The sequence below is a fragment of the Bacillus sp. FSL R5-0585 genome, assembly GCF_038004545.1.
Lineage (GTDB): Bacteria > Bacillota > Bacilli > Bacillales > Bacillaceae_G > Bacillus_A > Bacillus_A cereus.
Window position 1 is genome coordinate 1,444,682 of record NZ_JBBORJ010000001.1, and the last position, 19,882, is coordinate 1,464,563.

Genomic DNA, 19,882 nt, shown 5'->3' on the forward strand with positions numbered 1-19,882 from the left:
GAGAGGGAATAAAATGAATATAGTGCACTTACGTCCTAAACAGCGGTCTAAGTATCGCATTATGCTAGGGAAGTGGTATTACTCTACAAAGAGGTACATTCAGTGGTTGGCAGACGGAAAAACATATGCAAAAAGGTTCCAACAAGAAAAGCTACCTTGTACAGCAATTCAGCACCGAACGATATTACTTCGTAAGCTAAAAGATGTAGATATGTGGTATCAACAGAATAAGGTTGTTAATTTGAAAATTGCTGTTAAAAAACTAAATGGTATCGTCATTAGACCGGGAGAAACATTTTCTTACTGGCGTTTAATAGGTAAGCCAACGAGGAAAAAAGGGTATGTAGAAGGTATGGTATTACATTACGGATCTTTTCAAACAGGTATTGGAGGAGGTCTTTGTCAGCTTTCGAATTTAATATATTGGATGACTTTACATACACCACTGACAGTAACAGAACGATATCGTCATAGCTTTGATGTCTTTCCTGACTCTAGGCGAACTCAACCGTTTGGGAGTGGGGCGACTTGTTCCTATAACTATTTGGATTTACAAATTAAAAATGAAACGGACCAACCGTATCAACTTCACCTTTATATGACAGATGAACATTTAGTTGGTGAATGGAGAACAGTCTATCCGCAACTTTATCAATATGAAGTGTATGAGAAAGAACACTCAATTCAACCTGCATACTGGGGCGGTTATATACGACATAATGTGATTCAACGTAAAGTATATAATCAACAGAAACAGTTAATAGAAGATCAATATGTAACAGAGAATCACGCTATAATGATGTACGAACCACTATTAGCTTGTAATAATGAGAATAGTGAGTAATATGGTAATCCATAGATTAAATAGTATAGAAAATATTTAATTCTTATTTTTATTAAAAAAGTATGAATCCCAGATTTACTGGATTTTGATTGTAACTAAGAACATATAAAAGTTCACTGTTATTTATAGGAGAGTCTGTTTGTTTTTATATCTTATGTATTTCACCCTGCATAAAAAATATTTCTCAACATTTTATTTGTTGAAAAAGATTGAATATTCGTATTATAACGAATATTATGTTGTTATCGGCAAAAAACGATAATTTGCAGACACTGGGGAGGAAATACATTGAAAAAGAAAAAGAAATTAAAACCATTAGCGGTATTAACAACAGCAGCAGTACTAAGTAGTACGTTTGCTTTTGGAGGTCACGCAGCGTATGCTGAGACACCAACATCATCTCTACCAATAGATGAGCACTTAATACCGGAGGAGCGTTTGGCTGAAGCGCTAAAACAACGGGGGGTAATTGATCAATCTGCATCACAAGCTGAGACTTCAAAGGCTGTCGAAAAATATGTTGAGAAAAAGAAAGGGGAAAACCCTGGGAAAGAAATCTTAACAGGAGATAGTCTTACGCAAGAAGCCTCTGACTTTATGAAAAAAGTAAAAGATGCAAAAATGAGGGAAAATGAACAGGCGCAGCAGCCTGAAGTAGGCCCAGTAGCTGCACAAGGTGCAGCATTGAACCCTGGGAAATTAAATGGAAAAGTACCTACTACATCAGCGAAGCAAGAAGAATACAATGGAGCTGTTCGAAAAGATAAAGTACTTGTTTTACTTGTAGAATTTAGCGATTTTAAGCATAACAATATTGATCAAGAGCCAGGATACATGTATTCTAAGGACTTTAATCGTGAACATTATCAAAAAATGTTATTTGGTGATGAACCATTTACTTTATTTGATGGATCGAAAATTAACACATTTAAGCAATATTATGAAGAACAATCTGGTGGTAGCTATACAGTTGATGGGACTGTAACAGAATGGCTTACTGTTCCAGGAAAAGCATCAGATTATGGTGCTGATGCGGGTACTGGGCATGATAACAAGGGGCCTTTAGGACCAAAAGATTTTGTGAAAGAAGCATTAAAAGCAGCGGTAGCAAAAGGAATCAATTTAGCAGACTATGACCAATTTGATCAATACGATCAAGATGGTGATGGAAATAAAAATGAGCCAGATGGCATTATTGATCATTTAATGGTTGTACATGCTGGCGTTGGTCAAGAAGCTGGCGGCGGTAAATTGAAAGATGATGCGATTTGGTCACATCGTTCAAAACTAGGTTCAAAACCATATGCAATTGATGGCACGAAATCTTCTGTTTCGAACTGGGGCGGAAAGATGGCTGCATATGATTATACAATCGAGCCTGAAGACGGAGCAGTTGGTGTGTTTGCACATGAGTATGGCCATGATTTAGGCTTACCAGATGAATATGATACAAAGTACTCAGGACAAGGTGAACCTGTTGAGTCATGGTCTATTATGAGTGGTGGTAGCTGGGCTGGAAAAATTGCAGGAACAGAGCCAACGAGTTTCTCGCCACAAAATAAAGAGTTTTTCCAAAAGAATATGAAGGGGAACTGGGCGAATATTCTTGAAGTAGATTATGATAAACTTAGCAAAGGAATCGGTGTTGCAACATATGTAGATCAAAGTACTACAAAATCTAAACGACCTGGAATTGTTCGTGTTAACTTGCCGGACAAAGATATAAAAAATATCGAATCAGCGTTTGGTAAGAAGTTCTATTACAGTACAAAAGGAAATGACATTCATACAACACTTGAGACACCAGTATTTGACTTAACAAATGCAAAGGATGCTAAGTTCGATTATAAGGCATTTTACGAACTTGAAGCGAAGTATGATTTCCTTGACGTATATGCGATTGCAGAAGATGGAACGAAGACACGCATTGATAGAATGGGCGAAAAAGATATAAAAGGCGGCGCGGATACAACTGATGGTAAGTGGGTTGATAAATCATACGATTTAAGCCAATTCAAAGGAAAAAAAGTAAAACTGCAATTTGAGTACTTAACAGATATTGCAGTAGCTTATAAAGGATTTGCGTTAGATAATGCAGCCTTAACTGTAGATGGAAAAGTTGTTTTCTCTGATGATGCAGAAGGTCAGCCTGCAATGACGTTAAAAGGCTTTACTGTGTCTAACGGATTTGAACAGAAAAAACATAATTACTATGTAGAGTGGAGAAATTACGCTGGTTCTGACACTGCGTTAAAATATGCACGTGGCCCAGTATTTAATACAGGAATGGTTGTATGGTATGCGGATCAAAGCTTTACAGATAACTGGGTAGGCGTTCATCCAGGTGAAGGGTTCTTAGGAGTAGTAGATTCTCATCCAGAGGCAATTGTAGGGACATTAAACGGACAACCTACTGTGAAGAGCAGTACGCGTTATCAAATTGCCGATGCGGCATTCTCATTTGATCAAACACCAGCATGGAAAGTAAATTCACCAACACGCGGTATCTTTGATTATAAAGGATTACCAGGAGTGGCAAAATTTGATGATTCTAAGCAATACATCAACAGCGTTATTCCTGATGCAGGACGTAAGTTACCGAAGCTAGGACTGAAGTTTGAAGTGGTAGGCCAAGCTGAAGACAAGTCTGCAGGTGCAGTTTGGCTTCATCGATAAAATAAGGTAAAAAGAAGAGAAGCTGCGATAAGTCGGTGAAACTGACTGATTGCAGCTTTTTTCTTCTTGTGAAAAAACTCGCTGTTTTTTATGTACTTATTGGAAAAATATGAAGTTTCTTTGATACATAAAATGCTCCGTCTGTCCAATTATAGAAGCTATTTTGGACGTAAGAAATTTGTAAGTAATGAGTAAGAAAAAAGAGATTTTCATAGTATAAAATATTTATTATAGCTACTTTTAACACCTGATACTAATAGTGTGCTATAATATGAATTAGCAACAAAAAGGAAAGGAATTAGAACAATGACCTTAGAAAATACTAAAAATTTAAAAAAACAAGTTGCTCCTTTTGAAAAATCAACGATTAAAAAAAGTGTTTGGCAACTGATCAACACAATCGTGCCATTTATTATTTTATGGTACCTTGCTTATAAAAGTTTGTCAGTTTCTTATTGGTTAACATTAGTTCCAGCACTGTTAGCCGCTGGATTTATGACAAGGATTTTCATTATTTTTCATGATTGTACCCATTATTCATTCTTTAAAAGTCGACGTGCAAATAGAATAGTTGGAACGTGTATGGGTGTTTTAACATTATTCCCATTTGATCAGTGGGGGCATGAGCATTCTATTCACCACGCTACGAGTGGTAATTTGGATAAGAGGGGTACAGGGGATATTTGGACGCTTACAGTAGATGAATATGTAGCAGCACCATTTAGACTCCGTTTAGCATATCGTTTATATCGCAATCCATTCGTTATGTTTGGGTTAGGCCCGATTTATGTTTTCTTACTTAAAAATAGATTTAACCGAAAAGGTGCTAGAAAAAAAGAACGTATGAACACTTATTTAACGAATATTTTAATCGTTGCTATTGTAGGAATGCTTTGCTGGGCAATTGGATGGCAATCGTTTCTTTTAGTACATGGTTCTATATTTTTAATAGCAGGTTCAATAGGAATTTGGCTGTTTTACGTACAGCACACATTCGAGGATTCTTATTTTGAAGAAGATAAAGAATGGGAATATGTGAAAGCCGCAGTGGAGGGAAGTTCTTTTTATAAACTTCCAAAAATTTTGCAATTTCTAACGGGTAATATTGGATTTCATCATGTTCACCATTTAAGTCCAAGAGTACCTAACTATAAACTAGAAGAGGCACACAACAATACCCTTCCTTTAAAAAATGTACCAACAATTACGCTTGCTACAAGCTTGCGTTCACTCCGTTTCCGTCTTTGGGATGAGAAAAGTAACAATTTTGTTAGCTTTAAAGATGTCAAAAATATAATTAAAAACAATGTTTCTGTTCGGGTGAAATCTGAACTATAATTGCATCGTATATAAAATTCCCCTTAATCATTTTCGATTTAAGGGGAGTTTTTGTTTAAAGATTAGATGCCAGATAAGAAGAAAAATTAAATGTTTCAAATTGTAATGGAAGCAGATTAGGAATTGCTAGTACGTAAGTACAAATACAAGATGACAATAAATGCATTATGTTGACAATTGGAGTTATCATGAATTTTCCATTACGATAACTGTTCATAAATCCGACGAAAATTAATAGCAAAAGGGGGATCGTACAACAGTATATCTAAAAATTAGAAAAGACTTGAACGGAAATTTCATTCATTTTTCTTGGTGTTCCGCATTCCATACACTTAAATAGGATGCATATTCTAATTCATCTGGATTGTCATGTAACATAGAAATGAATTCTAATTTATTTCTATCACAATCTAGAAAGTATACACTTGCAGCGGGCATCCACCTTTGGACAATTGGCTCTTGATTTCCTTTTCCTTGACTTCCTATCACTTCTATTCCACGCTCCTCTAACCACGCTTTAGAAGTCATTAAAAACTCTAAATTTACACCAAAAGCAAAATGTCTCAGCTCAAAGTCTTCGATATTATTTACTTCCCATAGTCCAAGCATTTGTTTTTTATTTTCTCCGACCCAAAAGAAAGCCACTCTTCTTTTGGAGAGTTTTCTTGCTAACGTTAATCCTAACTTGTTTTGATAGAAATTTATCGCTTTTTCTAAATTTCTTACATGTAAATGAGTCTCGTATATGTTCTGTATCATTATGATCATTCCTTTCTTTCTTGGTAACTACAAGTTGAGTAATGAATGTAATTCTAATAATGTACAGCTATATCTGATATACCTATTTATTATTATATCGAAATTAAAATACGATAAATCCAACTGAGGTAGCAAGTTCAAATGAAAATTTTACTACTTTTGTAGGAGAAGAGAAAAATTCATTAAATTCAGGTGAACTCATATTTAAATAATAAAAAAAGACAACACATGAAGTGAAACGCCACGTGTTGTCTTTTTTGTATCGTACAATATTACGAAGTTTCGCTAATTTTAGTTTCACTTTGAGTGTTAGTTGCAATTCTTTTCTTAACTTTAAAGTGATAGTAGGTATAGCAAAAGATGATAAATGGTACAGTACAATAAATGCCTAGTCTTTGATCTGGGATAAAGATAAGACTTACTAATATAATGCCATACAATCCAAAACCAAGAATTGGTACCAGGGGATAGAGTGGAGTTCTGAACTTCAAGTCGTCTAATTTTCCACCTTCAGCTAAATAGTGTTTGCGGAAAAAGAATTGAGAAACACAAATTGACATCCAAACAATAATTGTTATGACTCCAGAAATGGAAATTAACCATAAGTAAACCGTTTCAGCAGCTACTACACTTGTCAAAAGAGAAAAAGCAGAAATAGCTATTGTCATGATTAAAGCGTTGAGAGGAATCCCACGTGATGATAATTTCTTTAAAAATGCTGGAGCCATTTCGTTTTTTGATAAAGACCAAAGCATTCGAGTAGCAGCGTATAGTCCTGAGTTTGCAACAGAAAGAACAGCAGTAAGAATAACAAAGTTCATAATATCAGCTGCATATGGAATACCGATATTATCAAAAACAGCAACGAATGGGCTCTTTGTTAATCCAGCTTCTTCCCAAGGAATTAAAGCAACAAGAACAAAGATTGCTAAGACGAAGAAAAACATCGTGCGCCATATAATATTTCTAATAGAACGAGGTAAAGTTTTTGCTGGATCTTCACTTTCACCTGCTGCGATTCCGACAAGTTCTGTACCTTGGAAGGAATAGTTGACTGTAACCATTGTTAAAAGAATAGCGGCAAGTCCATTTGGGAATAAACCACCATGATTTACGAAATTTGATAATAGCGGAGCGGGTTCGTCACCTTTTAAATCAATAAAACCGAACATAGCGGCGCCGCCAAGAATAATGAAAGCGATAATGGCAGATACTTTTATACTTGAAAACCAAAATTCTGTTTCTGCATAACTACGAGCAGATAATGCGTTAATAGTGAAGATTGTAACGCCAAATATTAAACACCAAACCCAAACAGGAATATCAGGAAACCAGCGCTGCATTGTAATGCCGGCAGTTGTAAATTCAAGACCGGTCGTATTCGCCCAGCTTAACCAATACAACCATCCGATTGTAAAGCCAGTTGCAGGATTGATGAACTTAGTGGCATATTCTTGGAAAGAACCTGAAACAGGCATGGCTACAGCAAGTTCACCAAGACATAGCATAACGAAATACATTAATAATCCACCGGCCATAAAGGCAAGTACGGATCCGCCAGGTCCAGCTTGACTTATAATAAAGCCAGATCCGTTAAATAACCCCGTTCCAATCACACCACCGAGTGCAATCATGAATAAGTGTCTACTTTTCATCGTCCGTTTTAATTCATTGTTTGTATTGCTTACTTGCGCCATTGTTTTCCTCACTTTCATAGTTGATAGAATAAAGTTTGATGTTTTTCCGTATTATGGAATGTATTCCGTGATGTGAAATCTTGTTATAATTTTCAGATAATTAAAAAGAAAAGTCAATAATTTTTTGTTTGCGTTTTCAATTCTTTGTTAGTGATACGTTTTTTATTGTTAGAAAATTAAATAAATAGATTGATTTCATTTTGAATGTTTGCTAAATTGATAGTTAATTAAGCATACTAACATATTACGAGTAAAGTTGAGGCGAGTTATGGTACAGTCCATTGATCGAGCGATAAGTATTATTAAATTATTGAATTCTACAAATGAAAAAGAGTATTGGGCTATTTCTGATATAGCTGATGGAACACATCTCCCGGTTAGTACAGTACATAGATTACTTAACTCTTTAATGGAGCATGGGTTAGTTACACAAATTTCAGAGACAAAACAGTACAAAATTGGACCAATGTGGATGGAAATAGGGTTACGTCAATTGGAGAAGGTAGACTACAGATCTGTTGCAAGAGAAGTGATGAAACGTTTAGCTGCTGAAGTGGAGGAAAGTGTCTATTTAAATATTCCAAACGGAACACATTCTATTATCATTGAAAGAATTGATAGTCCTTTAAAAATTCGAGTTATCGATAATCTAGGGGAACAAATTCCACTTTCAATTGGTGCCGCAAATAAAACGATGCTTGCCAATATGAAAACGAATGAAATGGAACATATTGTAGAGTATTTACTTTCTTCATTACCAGAACAAAAGCAAATTCTTCTTAATCAAATAAAGCAAATAAAAAATGAAGGATATGCTGTCAGTTATGGTGAAAAAACAGAAGGGACAGCTTCAGTAGCTGCACCTATTATCGGATTTAATCATAAAGTAGTAGGAGCATTAAGTGTTGGGTTAATTAGTCATCGTATTAATGATGATCGACTATCTTTTCTTATTAGCAAGGTAAAACAAGCGGCTCATGAAATATCAATAAAAATCGGCAGTACATCAGAACTATAATTTTGATAGCTGTCGTCATTTTTTTATTCATATACTGGAATTAGTTTTCATAATGCGGAAAAATAGGGGGATTTATATGTCAAAGTGGCAATCAAAAGAACAATTGATTCAATTATTAAGCGGTCTTGTTGAAATTCCTAGTATTACCGGTTCAGAAGCTGAAGTAATATTGCCAGACTTTGTTGTGGAACAGTTATCTGATTTACAGTACTTCAAAGAAAACCCGCATCATTTACAAAAAAATCCGACAGGGGACGGACGATATTTTGTTACAGCACTAGTAAAGAAAAGCGATAGTACAAAAAATACTGTAATTCTAGTAAGTCACTTTGATGTTGTAGATGTACAAGATTACGGAGTGTGGAAAGAAGATGCATTTAATCCTAAAAAGTTAACATCTATGTTTTATTCTCATAAAGATGAACTTCCAGACCATGTACGTGAAGATATAGAACATGGAGAATGGCTGTTTGGTAGAGGAACAATGGATATGAAATGCGGCCTCGCATTACAAATGGCAATGATTGAACAAGCATGTGAAGGAAGATTCGATGGGAATGTTCTTTTATTGGCTGTACCAGATGAAGAAGTAAATTCTGTAGGGATGAGGGCCGCTGTTCCGAGACTGTTAGATTTAGCAAGAGAGCATAACTTAGATTATAAAACGGTCTTAAACTCAGAGCCTATGTTTTCAAGACATCCTGGTGACCAAAATAAGTATATTTACACTGGCTCTATTGGTAAAGTGTTACCTGGTTTTCTTTGCTACGGAAAAGAGACACATGTAGGTGAACCTTTTGCAGGGTTAAATGGGAGTTATATGGCCTCATTAATAACAGCAGAATTAGAGTTAAACACAGACCTTTGTGACATTGTAGAAGGGGAAGCGAGTCCTCCGCCAACTAACTTACTTCAAAGGGACTTAAAAGAGGATTATTCTGTACAAATTCCGCATCGTGCAGTTACATTATTTAATTTGTTTTTATTAGAAAAATCAATGACAGATGTAGTTTCATTGTTACGTCAAAAAGTAACGAAAGTAGCAGAGAAAATAGAAGAGTCGTATGAAAAACATGCATATCGTTTTTCTAAATATAATCCATTTATACCACCTAATCTCAAAGTAAATGTATTAACTTATGAAGAGCTTATCACATATGCAATTGAGCAACATGGACAAGAAAAAATAAATCATATTCAATCTAATATTATAAAAAATAGAGAAGATAAAGATGATCGTGCGGTAACGATTGATTTAGTAGATAAATTAGCGATTTTATGTAAAGAAAAGGCACCGATGATTGTACTTTTCTTCGCTCCGCCGTACTATCCAGCTGTGAGTTCACGCAACAATCCTTTAATAAAAGAGGTAGTTGTAGAAATGGAAAAGTATGCACACTACAATCATAAAATTACATTTGAAAACCAAAATTATTTTGGGGGGATTTCAGATTTAAGTTATGTAGGCTTGCAGTATCCACTGGATTCAATGAGTTCGCTTGTAGACAATATGCCATTATGGGATAAAGGTTATTCAATTCCGCTTCAGGAATTAGAAGAGTTTGATGTTCCAGTATTAAATATGGGTCCGGTAGGAAAAGATGCACATCAATGGACAGAACGTCTAGATGTAAACTACGCATTTGAAACGCTATTAGATATGTTACCGAAATGCATTGAAAAATTATTAGTTTCTAATAAAATTACACAATCATAGTAGGGAATAGGTAAGGGATAAAACAGAACCTGTAAAGAAGATTTGAATGAAATTATTTTAATATAATTAAAACTGAAACGGCCAAACTCAAGTATATATGAGTTTGGCCGTTTATCATGTAGTGAATTTCTAATTAAATTCATATGAATTCATAGCTAACGCGATCTCTTTTACAGTTTTACTTTTTAGTTTGACCAGATAGTTCAACAGACTTTTGCGTACAACGCTGCATAGCTGAAATAATCGCTGTTCTCAGTCCTTTTTCCTCTAATGTTGCTACAGCTTCTATTGTCGTTCCGCCAGGAGAACAAACCATATCTTTCAATTCACCTGGATGTATTCCTGTTTCTAGTACCATTTTTGCAGAGCCTAACACAGCTTGAGCAGCGAATTTATATGCTTGATTTCTTGGCATACCATCTAGTACAGCAGCATCTGCCATCGCTTCTATAATCATATATACATAAGCTGGTGAAGAACCACTTACGGATGTGACAACATCCATTAATTTTTCACTTACGATCTCTGTTTGACCAAAACTATTGAAAATGTTTAGTACATCTTCTAAATCTTTTTCTGTCATCATTTCATTCGGGCATAATGCAGACATTCCTTCTCCAACAAGAGCAGGAGTATTAGGCATTACCCTTACAACCTTTACTTTTTTATTAAAGGCATTTTCAGTACTTTCAATACTTTTCCCAGCAGCGATCGTAACGATGATAGCATCGTTTTTGATTATTTCTTTTATTTCATTAATTATTGACGCGTATAGGTCTGGTTTGATTGATAAAATTAAAATATCAGCATTTTTCGCTACTTCATTGTTGTCGGTAGTTGTAGTTAGCCCATATTTTTCACTAGCATTTTTTAAATTAGCAGTGTTTAAATCTGAACAAATAATTTGATTTGAAGACACTATATTTTTGTTTATCATTCCGCCAATCATAGCCATTCCCATATTTCCGCAACCGATGAATCCAATTTGTTTATCCATAATAACTCAATCTTGCTCCTTTTACAATCAATTATATCGGTTTGATATTATTTTCTTAGAATAAGAATAACATCCCTGTGCAATATAAAGAAACATTCTAAGAGAATATATTCCTTTTTGCAACACTAAAAGATAAAAATTAATTATATTCGACATTATGTAAATATATACACTATAATGTAAGGTTTTATGTTTATGAATATGAGTTAAACTTATATCATTTTGTATTTTCATTCAGTAGGGCGATAATTTCATACAAATAACTTGCGGCTCTATTTATTTTAAAAAATACCTCTTGACACCGAATCGAACTATATCGCATAATATAAAAAAATTAGATTGAAAATCGTTGAAGGGAACTAGTACATATGTCTTCTTGCGAAAGAGAGTGGAATTCACCGGCTGAAAGATTCCTCGTATAGAATATATCGAACCTATCCCTGAGTCTTAAATGAAAGTTTAGGCGTTCGCCTGCGTTATAGGCACCAAGTGGATATCTATGTATATCAATTAAGGTGGTACCGCGGAACAATGACCGTTTCGTCCTTTTTATTTTATTAAGGGCGAAGCGGTCATTTTTATTTTGCTCTTAAATACTTCATTGCAGCATTGATGAGAATAGATATAGTTACAAAGTGAATGAAGTGTAATTTATAAAAAACTTTGATTTTAGACTTGGGGGATAAAAAAGTGAAAAAACAACGAGTTGTTGTAAAGATTGGGAGTAGTTCCTTGGCAGATAGTCACGGAGGCATCTCTACAGAACAGCTTTCAGATCACGTTGCCGCATTGGCTCGGTTGAAAGAAGATGGGCACGAGGTTGTGTTAATTACATCTGGAGCCGTCGCTGCAGGTTTTTCAGCGCTAGGATATCCTAGCAGACCTGTAACGATTAAAGGGAAACAGGCTGCAGCAGCTGTCGGACAAAGTTTGTTAATGCAGGCGTACACGGAGGAATTCCGTAAATATGGCATCGTTACTGCGCAACTTTTGCTGACGAGAAGTGATTTTTCTAGAAAAGAACAATATAGTAATGCTTACGCTACGTTAGGAGAATTATTAAACCGCTCCGCTCTTCCAATTATTAATGAAAATGATTCCATCTCTTTAGAGGAGCTGACGTTCGGTGATAATGATATGCTGTCAGCTTTAGTAAGCGGGCTTGTTTCGGCGGATATGCTTATAATCTTTACGGATGTGAACGGGTTATATGACAAAAATCCTCAGAAAAATGCGGATGCAAAAAAATATTATTTTCTTCCTGAAGTTACGGAAGAAATTTCTTCTCTTGCAGGAGATGCTGGCTCAAAACTTGGGACTGGCGGTATGAAATCAAAAATCGATGCTGCAAAGACAGCGCTCTCTCTTGGTGTGAGTGTATTTATCGGAACAGGACGTGGACAGGAAAAGTTTGTAGATGTTTTGAAGGGTAAGGGTGATGGAACGTATGTCGGTAATGCTCCTCAAAAAGAAATGAAGATGAACAAGCAATGGATTGCCTTGCATTCGCTTGTTAGCGGACAAATTGAAGTAGATGCTGGGGCAGCTACTGCCATCATTCAGCATGGTAAGAGTTTACTTCCAGCTGGTGTTACGAATGTATCAGGATTTTTCCAAGTAGGTGAAGTTGTAGAGGTTGTAACGCAACAAGGGCGCGTAATAGGAAAAGGACAATGCACATATAGTGCAGAGGAACTAAGAGATGTAAAAGGTATGCAAAGCCAAGATATTCAAGTAAGAGGCGAGAGACATAGTTATGAAGTCATCCATAGGGATCATTGGGTTTCACTTTAAAAAGGAGGAAATAAAAATGAATGAAGTGTTGGCAAAGGGGATAAAAGCAAAAGAGGTTGCTAGAGAGCTTGTGCTTAAATCTACAGAGCAAAAAAACGAAGCACTTTCCGCAATAGCTGATCAGTTAATATTAGAAACAGCTTATATTTTAGAAGAAAACAAGAGGGATATTGAAGAAGGTAAGGCAAAAGGATTTTCTGATTCACTCCTTGATCGCCTTTTGCTGAATGAACAGCGAATTGTTGATATGACAGAGGGTATTAAGCAGTTAATTGAATTACGTGATCCTATTGGAGAATGTGTAAGTGCATGGGAACGACCAAATGGACTATCTATTCAGGAGATGCGCGTACCACTTGGTGTTGTCGGAATGATTTATGAGGCAAGACCGAATGTAACTGTTGATGCTGCTACAATTTGTTTAAAAACAGGAAACGCAGTAATACTACGTGGTAGTTCTTCTGCTATACATTCTAACAAAGCTATCGTTAGCGTTATTCACCGGGCGCTTAAGCAAACTAGCTTGCCTTTAGAAAGTGTACAGCTCATAGAAGATACAACGAGAGATAGTGCAAAACAGTTGTTTACATTGAACGAGTACTTGGATGTTCTTATACCAAGAGGCGGTAAACAATTAATTGATACAGTAGTGAGAGAAGCGTCTGTTCCAGTACTTGAAACAGGTGCGGGAAATTGTCATATATTCATTGATGAAACAGCAGATAAACAAATGGCGTTTAATATTATTATAAATGCAAAAACGCAGCGTCCATCTGTATGTAATGCAATTGAGACGATTGTACTTCATGAGAATTGGGCAGAGCAATATGGTAGCGAGTTGTTTTCTTCCTTGAAGGAAAGAGGAGTGGAGCTACGTGGTGATAATAAAGCAGTGGCGATTGATCCTTCTATCTTACTTGCGACAGAAGAAGACTGGGAAACTGAGTTTTTATGTCTCACACTAGCAGTGAAAGTGGTTTCCACTGTTGAAGAAGCGATTCATCATATAAATACGTATGGATCTATGCATTCTGAAGCGATTATTACTGAAAACGAGGAAAACGTCAGCAAGTTTTTTACTTCTGTAGATGCCGCGGCACTTTATCATAATGCATCGACTCGTTTTACAGATGGATCCGAATTTGGATTCGGAGCGGAAATTGGTATCAGTACACAAAAGTTACACGTAAGAGGACCAATGGGGCTTCCAGCATTAACTTCTACAAAATATGTGATTCGTGGAAATGGGCAAATTCGAAAATAATAATAAAAGACACTCAATTGGCTTGGGTGTCTTTTATTATAAAAATTATTTACCATACAAATAGCCCAACGAGCATAGCACTTAATAAAGAAACAGCCATCCCGCTAACAAGAAGCTTCCAAACATTTTTACCGATGACTGATGATTTTTCTCCGCCAAATAATGAATTGTAAGTTCCGTAAATCATACCTACTGTACTAAAGTTAGCAAAAGAAGCTAGAAATGTCGTTGCAACCGCAACCGTATGCGGTTGTAGCGATTTTAAGTTTGATTTTAAATCCATCATTGCAACAAATTCATTCGTCGTTATTTTGATCCCGATTAATTCAGCTACATACATAGCATCACTGCCTGATAAACCGAGTAAAAATGCAAAAGGACTAAAGATAATGGAGAAGATTTTTTGAATTGTTAACCCCGTTACAAAAAATCCTAAAATCCCATTTAAACATGCTGTTAAAGCTACATAACCAATTACCATAGCTAAAATAACGATAACCATATTCATCCCAACTAACATACTGTTTGAAATAGTAGAAAAGAAATCCTTTTTTTCATGTTTTGAAGGTGTGTAAACAACGTCTTCTTCTTTCGAAACTTCCACAGGATTTAATACATTGGCTAAAATTAATGCGTTAATACAGTTTAATGGGATTGCGCTGAAAATATATGTTGCTGGAACCATTGATAAATAAGCACCAAGAATGGATCCGCTAACGCTACTCATACTCATAATTCCAAAAGTTAATAATCGATTTTCTTTTAAAACAGATAATTGATTCCGAACAACCGCAAGTGCTTCGGTGTTTCCTAAAAACATCATTTGAATCGAAAAGAAACTTTCTAACTTTGGTAAACGAGAAATCTTTGAAATAACTGCACCTACTTTATCAATAATCCAAGTTAAGATTCCGAAATAAGAAAGAATATCGAAAAAAGTAATAACAAAAATGATAGGAAGTAACGCACTAAAGAAGAAATCAATGTGCTGACTTTCCATAGCTGAAGGAAATGCAAATCGAATACCTTCATTCGCACATGCTAGTAGCCAACTGAAAAATGACGCAATTTTATTAATGATAATACTGCCGAGCTTTGTGCCTAACATAAACCACGTAATAAAAAGCTCCAATAGGATGAGAATTACAATTGGTCTCCATTTTATATGTTTTTTATTAGGCGAACATAAGAAAATGATTAATATGACAACGAAAATCCCTAACATATTCAATATGAAATACATGTCAACAACTCCTTGAGAGTTATTATTTGTATATAAAAAAGCATCTATTCTTCCAAATTTGGATTATGATTAGAAGTTATGAAGCATGTAAGTTATGTTAGGAATCAATGTATTTTAATTTGCTTTATTTTGAGCAATCGTAGTAATTATCGAACAATTAGCTGTTTTCAATTGTTTTGTTGGATATTAAACGTATGCGATTTTAAACATCGTTTATTCCGGATTAACGGGCAGTAAGATTTTTACCTCAAAATTCAAGGAAAGCAAAGAAGTGAGGTGGGGGTGGGCTGCCCGCAAAATCCCGATTGGTAAGAGCTGATTAAAATTTCACTTTATAAATAAGAACGGTGAGTTGGCCATGAACCTTGAAGTTTCCGAAGCTGTATAATTTGTCCTGTATGATAAGCATCATGCAAAAGGATATTCATATATTGTTGCCAAACTGGTAGAGAAGGACTTAGTTGATCTAGTTCTGCTTCTTGAAGGGCGGTTAATGAAGATTGTAAGGCATCATGTACTTGAAGCGTTCGCTTTACGGTTTGCTGCCAAGCGGCATCATCATTAGGTCCACCTTGGATAAACGTCTCATCATTATTTTGTGGAGCAACAAATGTGTCGTCTTCATGTAAGCGGGAAAGTAGGCGTTCTTTAAAGATTAATAAATGGTTCACATTTTCCCAAATCGTATTACTGGCAGCACCTTCTGGTTGCCAACATGCTTGTTCAACCGTAAGATTCTTTAACGCTTCTGATATTGGTGGGTACCATTCTTCTTCGTAAAAAACTTGTTGGACTCCATTTTGCAACATTTCTTTTCTTCCCATTCGTATAGCCTCCTGTTCATTTTTCTTCATAAAACCAATTCTCTTTTCTCTTCAATAAACCTTTTCTATAGTTGCACAAGAGGGTGAAAGACAACTTATAACAGAGCCATTAAAAAACTTCTTTTTAATATGATACTTAATAATCAAGGCTTTAATTAAGTCAGAATGAAAAAGAGTATAAACCTTTCTCTATTTGCTCATTGATTAGAGTTTTTTTGAAGTCGCAAAATAATTCTAAAAATATAGAAGGTTAAATTCGATAAAAATAGAATTTAATATATAGCAAACAAGGAGGGGATAAAAATGGAGGTCTATCACATAACGAGTAGAAAGAGGGAAACTTATAACGTTCAAGTGAAATATTCGATACTTTTCGAATGTGCGCTTGGCATTGCTGCTATTACTCATAAAAGGTTAATTGATACACTTGAAAAGAGTCAAAATGAATGGGAAGAAATTAAGAAATCATTAACAGAAGAAATGAGAGAGCACTTACAATTTGTCGAAGAAAATAATACGTGGAAAGCATTGCTTCAGTTGTTGTATGAAGAAGACATACAGGGTGTATCGCAGTTTCATGCTAAAATCGATTCACTTTCAGAAGAAGATTTGAAGTATACATGTTTACCGTTTTTAGGGGAGAAATATGAGAAAAAAAGACGTTTAGCCGCAAGTAGAGATGGAACTGCAATACATGAGCTAAAGGAATTAACACATGATCATCATTTTTTCTCTACGTACATTCGCTTTATATGTGATGTAGATGTACAAGTGCTGAAATCTCATTTAATCGCTGTAATGACAGGGTGGTATGAGAGTGTAATTAAGAGTGAGGAAGAAGAAATACTTTCTATATTAAAACGAGATTATGAAGCAAAAAATGAAATGAATAAAAAGATGAAGCCGGAAGAGTTTGTCGAGTGGGCGACTGGCGGAGTGAACTATATGCCAGAGCCAAGTGTTCATCACGTACTTCTTATTCCGCAAATGACGTACAGACCGTGGAATATTGAAGCAGATATTGATGATACGAAAGTATTTCATTATCCAGTTGCGAATGAAAGTATTCATCCTGAAGATCCGTATGAACCGAATTATTTTTTAGTTCAAAAACATAAGGCTCTTGGAGATGAAGTGAGATTGCGAATTGTAAAAATGTTGTTTGAAAAAGAACGTACATTACAGGAAATAACGGAAAGATTGCAACTCGGTAAATCGACTGTACACCATCATTTGAAATTGTTACGTGCAGCGAAGTTAGTTGATATACATGACGGAAAATATGTATTAAGAAAGAAAGCAGTGCAGTCGTTAGCGAAAGAATTAGAAGCGTTTTTGAGTAGATAATATGCAACAAGAATGTACATAAAGGGAGGAATTTAAGAGAAAAGTTGGTGAGCTATAATGAAGAGTGTATTGAAAAATCGTTCGTTCTTTTTTATGTGGATTGGTAGTGCAATCTCTGAATTAGGAGGGGCTTTCGGAACGTTATGTAATTCAATTCTAGTATATGAGTTAACAGGATCAGAAATGGCTTTAAGTAGTATGTGGTTATTATATTTCATCCCATCACTCATATTGCAATTAATAAGTGGCCCATTTATTGATAAATGGAGCCGGAAGTGGATTATGATATTTTCACAATGGATACGAGCGTCCGTATTTTTATTACCTTTGGTGATGCTAGTTTCGGGTAGTATAGAAGTTTGGCACATTTATGTTGTTCAAATTGTAGTGGGACTTATTACACCACTTTATACACCTGCAAGTCAAGCAATTACACCGAGCATTGTAGGGAAAGAACAACTTCAAGATGCAAATGCGTACATTGATGGAATGACTCGCCTTATGATGTTTCTTGCGCCAGTATTAGGCGGAGTAGTCATTCATTTGATTGGAACAGAACTTACATTATCTTTCGTATGCATATGTTTATTTGTTAGTGGCACTTTCTTATTTTATATAAAAGAAAATAGAACGTCGCAACCTATTCGGAAAACGTGGCTAGAACAGTTTTTTCACGGTTTTACATATTTTTTCACAAAACCAATCATCGTTTGGCTCGGTATATTTCTTACTTTCGTGCAGTTTGGAGTAGGGGTAACGATGGTTACAAATCTTCCTTATATAAAAGATGAGCTGTCAGCGGGATATGCAGAGTACGGTTATTTCATGGCAGGTTTTCCACTTGGCTACGTAATTGGCTCAGTATTAGTCGGAAAAGTAACATATAAAAGTCGGCGTATACTTATGCTCGGAGGATTGTTTATAGGGGGACTCACATACATTTCATTAGGGTTCAATCATAGTATTATCATTGCAATAATAATTGAAGTAATAGCAGGGATTTGTATTGCATTTTTCAATGTTCATAACACGACAATATGCCAACAAACCGTCCCAAATAATATGATAGGACAAGTATTTTCAGTGCGTTTATTTTTTATACGATCCGCTATGCCATTAGGTGTGTTAGTAGGGGGAATATTGAGTGAAATGTGGGGAGTAAGAGCGCTATATGTAATCATCGGTGCAATTATATGTGTTACATCTTTAATAGGGATGTTACTTCCATATTTTAAATTTTTAGATGAGGCGATAGAAAAGAAATCAGCATAATTCAAAAAATTAAAACTTTACAATTGAAAATAATTATCATAATCAATTATAATAGAAGAATACTAGTATTCGTATAACAAAGAGGGAGTGGGATATATGTTTATCGAAACGAAAACATTTACAGTAAAAGAAGGTACATCAAATATAGTTGTAGAACGTTTCACTGGAGAAGGTATTATTGAAAAATTTGAAGGCTTCATCGACTTAAGTGTTCTCGTGAAAAAAGTAAGACGCGGCGACGAAGAAGTTGTCGTAATGATTCGCTGGGAATCTGAAGAAGCATGGAAAAACTGGGAAACAAGTGAAGAACACTTAGCTGGACATAGAGCGGGCCGTGGTAAACCAAAGCCAGATCATATTATTAATGTGAATCATGCAGTTTATTATGTGAAATCATCGAAATCGGCTTATCAACAGTCGTAATATACAAGCAGAGGATACATGTTGTAGAAGCAAACATGTATCCTCTTTTTTATTACTGGGGGGATGGGAATGATAGGAAATCTTTCATTCATTTAAAAAACGTTCTAGGCTATAGAAAAAAATATTAGACTTATAAAGCATAGTCTTAGACGGAACGCTTGAATATTTTCCCTTATATATTTAAGTGTTATGAAAAAAATGAATCCATATACGCTCAGTTTAAAAGGAGATGAGTACATGAAGCTGAATCATTTAAATTTATGTGTTGATGATTTATCGGAAGCGAGACATTTCTTTGAAACATTTTTTGATTTTCAATTTTTGGAGCAAAAAGGGAAAGCACTTGTAGTCATGAGTGATGAGAGTGGTTTTATACTTGTACTAAGTGATCCAAAAGCATTTAAAGGGAATAAGGAAGTTACGTATCCGGAAGCTTTTCATATTGGTTTTTTAGTGGATACATCAAGTGAAGTGGATCAAGCGTATAATCGTTTAGTAGCCGGCGGCATTGAAATAGACAAGGAACCTTATTTGATGCGAGGTAGTAGTTATGGTTTTTATTTTACAGTATTTAATGGCTTATTAATTGAAGTGTCTTGTCTTGATTATAGAGAAGGTAAGAAAGTTTCAAAGCTTAATAGTAATCATCTAGAGTAATCATTTGAAGGT

The 19,882-nt window shown here is 35.3% G+C and carries 16 protein-coding genes and 1 other annotated feature; of the genes, 11 read left to right on the forward strand and 5 right to left on the reverse strand.

Going from position 1 to position 19,882, the window contains the following annotated elements; genetic code table 11:
* Window positions 1-13: 13 nt before the first annotated feature.
* The 3 genes from MKY38_RS07485 (at window position 14) to MKY38_RS07495 (ending at window position 4,858) form a co-directional block, all read left to right on the forward strand.
* Window positions 14-844: a VanW family protein gene (locus MKY38_RS07485; protein WP_001028242.1), complete on the forward strand. Its 831-nt coding sequence runs from the start codon at window positions 14-16 to the stop codon at window positions 842-844.
* Between the two features lie 288 nt (window positions 845-1,132).
* Complete coding sequence (locus MKY38_RS07490) at window positions 1,133-3,520, forward strand: immune inhibitor A domain-containing protein (RefSeq protein ID WP_341048577.1); 2,388 nt, start codon at window positions 1,133-1,135, stop codon at window positions 3,518-3,520.
* 306 nt (window positions 3,521-3,826) lie between these two features.
* Entirely contained in the window at window positions 3,827-4,858 is a 1,032-nt protein-coding gene (locus MKY38_RS07495) for a fatty acid desaturase (protein WP_000171499.1), read from the forward strand.
* Window positions 4,859-5,158: 300 nt separating this feature from the next.
* Here MKY38_RS07495 and MKY38_RS07500 read toward each other — a convergent pair whose 3' ends face one another.
* Window positions 5,159-5,617 (reverse strand): VOC family protein, encoded by a 459-nt coding sequence (locus MKY38_RS07500; protein WP_000615639.1) that lies wholly within the window; start codon window positions 5,615-5,617, stop codon window positions 5,159-5,161.
* Between the two features lie 272 nt (window positions 5,618-5,889).
* On the reverse strand, window positions 5,890-7,314 hold the full coding sequence (locus MKY38_RS07505) for an amino acid permease (protein ID WP_341050276.1): 1,425 nt from the start codon (window positions 7,312-7,314) through the stop codon (window positions 5,890-5,892).
* A 268-nt stretch (window positions 7,315-7,582) separates the two neighbouring features.
* Here MKY38_RS07505 and MKY38_RS07510 point away from each other — a divergent pair, with 268 nt between their 5' ends.
* Window positions 7,583-8,332, forward strand: coding sequence for an IclR family transcriptional regulator (locus MKY38_RS07510; RefSeq protein WP_341048579.1), 750 nt, complete (start codon window positions 7,583-7,585; stop codon window positions 8,330-8,332).
* A 52-nt stretch (window positions 8,333-8,384) separates the two neighbouring features.
* Entirely contained in the window at window positions 8,385-10,049 is a 1,665-nt protein-coding gene (locus MKY38_RS07515; RefSeq protein WP_341048581.1) for a M20 family metallopeptidase, read from the forward strand.
* Window positions 10,050-10,227: 178 nt separating this feature from the next.
* Here the strand turns inward: MKY38_RS07515 and proC are convergent, their stop codons facing one another.
* Window positions 10,228-11,046 (reverse strand): pyrroline-5-carboxylate reductase, encoded by an 819-nt coding sequence (proC, locus tag MKY38_RS07520; protein ID WP_065224546.1) that lies wholly within the window; start codon window positions 11,044-11,046, stop codon window positions 10,228-10,230.
* A 340-nt stretch (window positions 11,047-11,386) separates the two neighbouring features.
* Window positions 11,387-11,597: a binding site (T-box leader), on the forward strand.
* Window positions 11,598-11,736: 139 nt separating this feature from the next.
* Here proC and proB point away from each other — a divergent pair.
* Window positions 11,737-12,840 (forward strand): glutamate 5-kinase, encoded by a 1,104-nt coding sequence (gene proB / locus MKY38_RS07525; RefSeq protein WP_341048584.1) that lies wholly within the window; start codon window positions 11,737-11,739, stop codon window positions 12,838-12,840.
* Window positions 12,841-12,856: 16 nt separating this feature from the next.
* Complete coding sequence (locus MKY38_RS07530) at window positions 12,857-14,104, forward strand: glutamate-5-semialdehyde dehydrogenase (RefSeq protein ID WP_341048586.1); 1,248 nt, start codon at window positions 12,857-12,859, stop codon at window positions 14,102-14,104.
* A gap of 49 nt (window positions 14,105-14,153) precedes the next feature.
* Here MKY38_RS07530 and MKY38_RS07535 read toward each other — a convergent pair whose 3' ends face one another.
* Window positions 14,154-15,347, reverse strand: coding sequence for a NupC/NupG family nucleoside CNT transporter (locus MKY38_RS07535; protein ID WP_341048588.1), 1,194 nt, complete (start codon window positions 15,345-15,347; stop codon window positions 14,154-14,156).
* Window positions 15,348-15,679: 332 nt separating this feature from the next.
* Window positions 15,680-16,171: a DinB family protein gene (locus MKY38_RS07540; protein ID WP_000532733.1), complete on the reverse strand. Its 492-nt coding sequence runs from the start codon at window positions 16,169-16,171 to the stop codon at window positions 15,680-15,682.
* Window positions 16,172-16,474: 303 nt separating this feature from the next.
* Between MKY38_RS07540 and MKY38_RS07545 the strand changes: the two genes are divergently transcribed.
* The 4 genes from MKY38_RS07545 to MKY38_RS07560 all read left to right on the forward strand — a co-directional run bounded on the left by MKY38_RS07545 (window position 16,475) and on the right by MKY38_RS07560 (window position 19,870).
* Entirely contained in the window at window positions 16,475-17,518 is a 1,044-nt protein-coding gene (locus MKY38_RS07545) for an ArsR/SmtB family transcription factor (RefSeq protein WP_065224542.1), read from the forward strand.
* Window positions 17,519-17,575: 57 nt separating this feature from the next.
* Window positions 17,576-18,790 carry an MFS transporter gene (locus MKY38_RS07550; RefSeq protein WP_065224541.1) on the forward strand — a complete coding sequence of 405 codons (1,215 nt, stop codon included), beginning with the start codon at window positions 17,576-17,578 and terminating at the stop codon, window positions 18,788-18,790.
* Window positions 18,791-18,886: 96 nt separating this feature from the next.
* A complete protein-coding gene (gene hmoA, locus MKY38_RS07555; RefSeq protein WP_065224540.1) occupies window positions 18,887-19,213 on the forward strand; it encodes a heme-degrading monooxygenase HmoA in 327 nt (108 codons plus the stop codon).
* 237 nt (window positions 19,214-19,450) lie between these two features.
* Complete coding sequence (locus tag MKY38_RS07560) at window positions 19,451-19,870, forward strand: VOC family protein (RefSeq protein WP_000773085.1); 420 nt, start codon at window positions 19,451-19,453, stop codon at window positions 19,868-19,870.
* Window positions 19,871-19,882 lie beyond the last annotated feature (12 nt).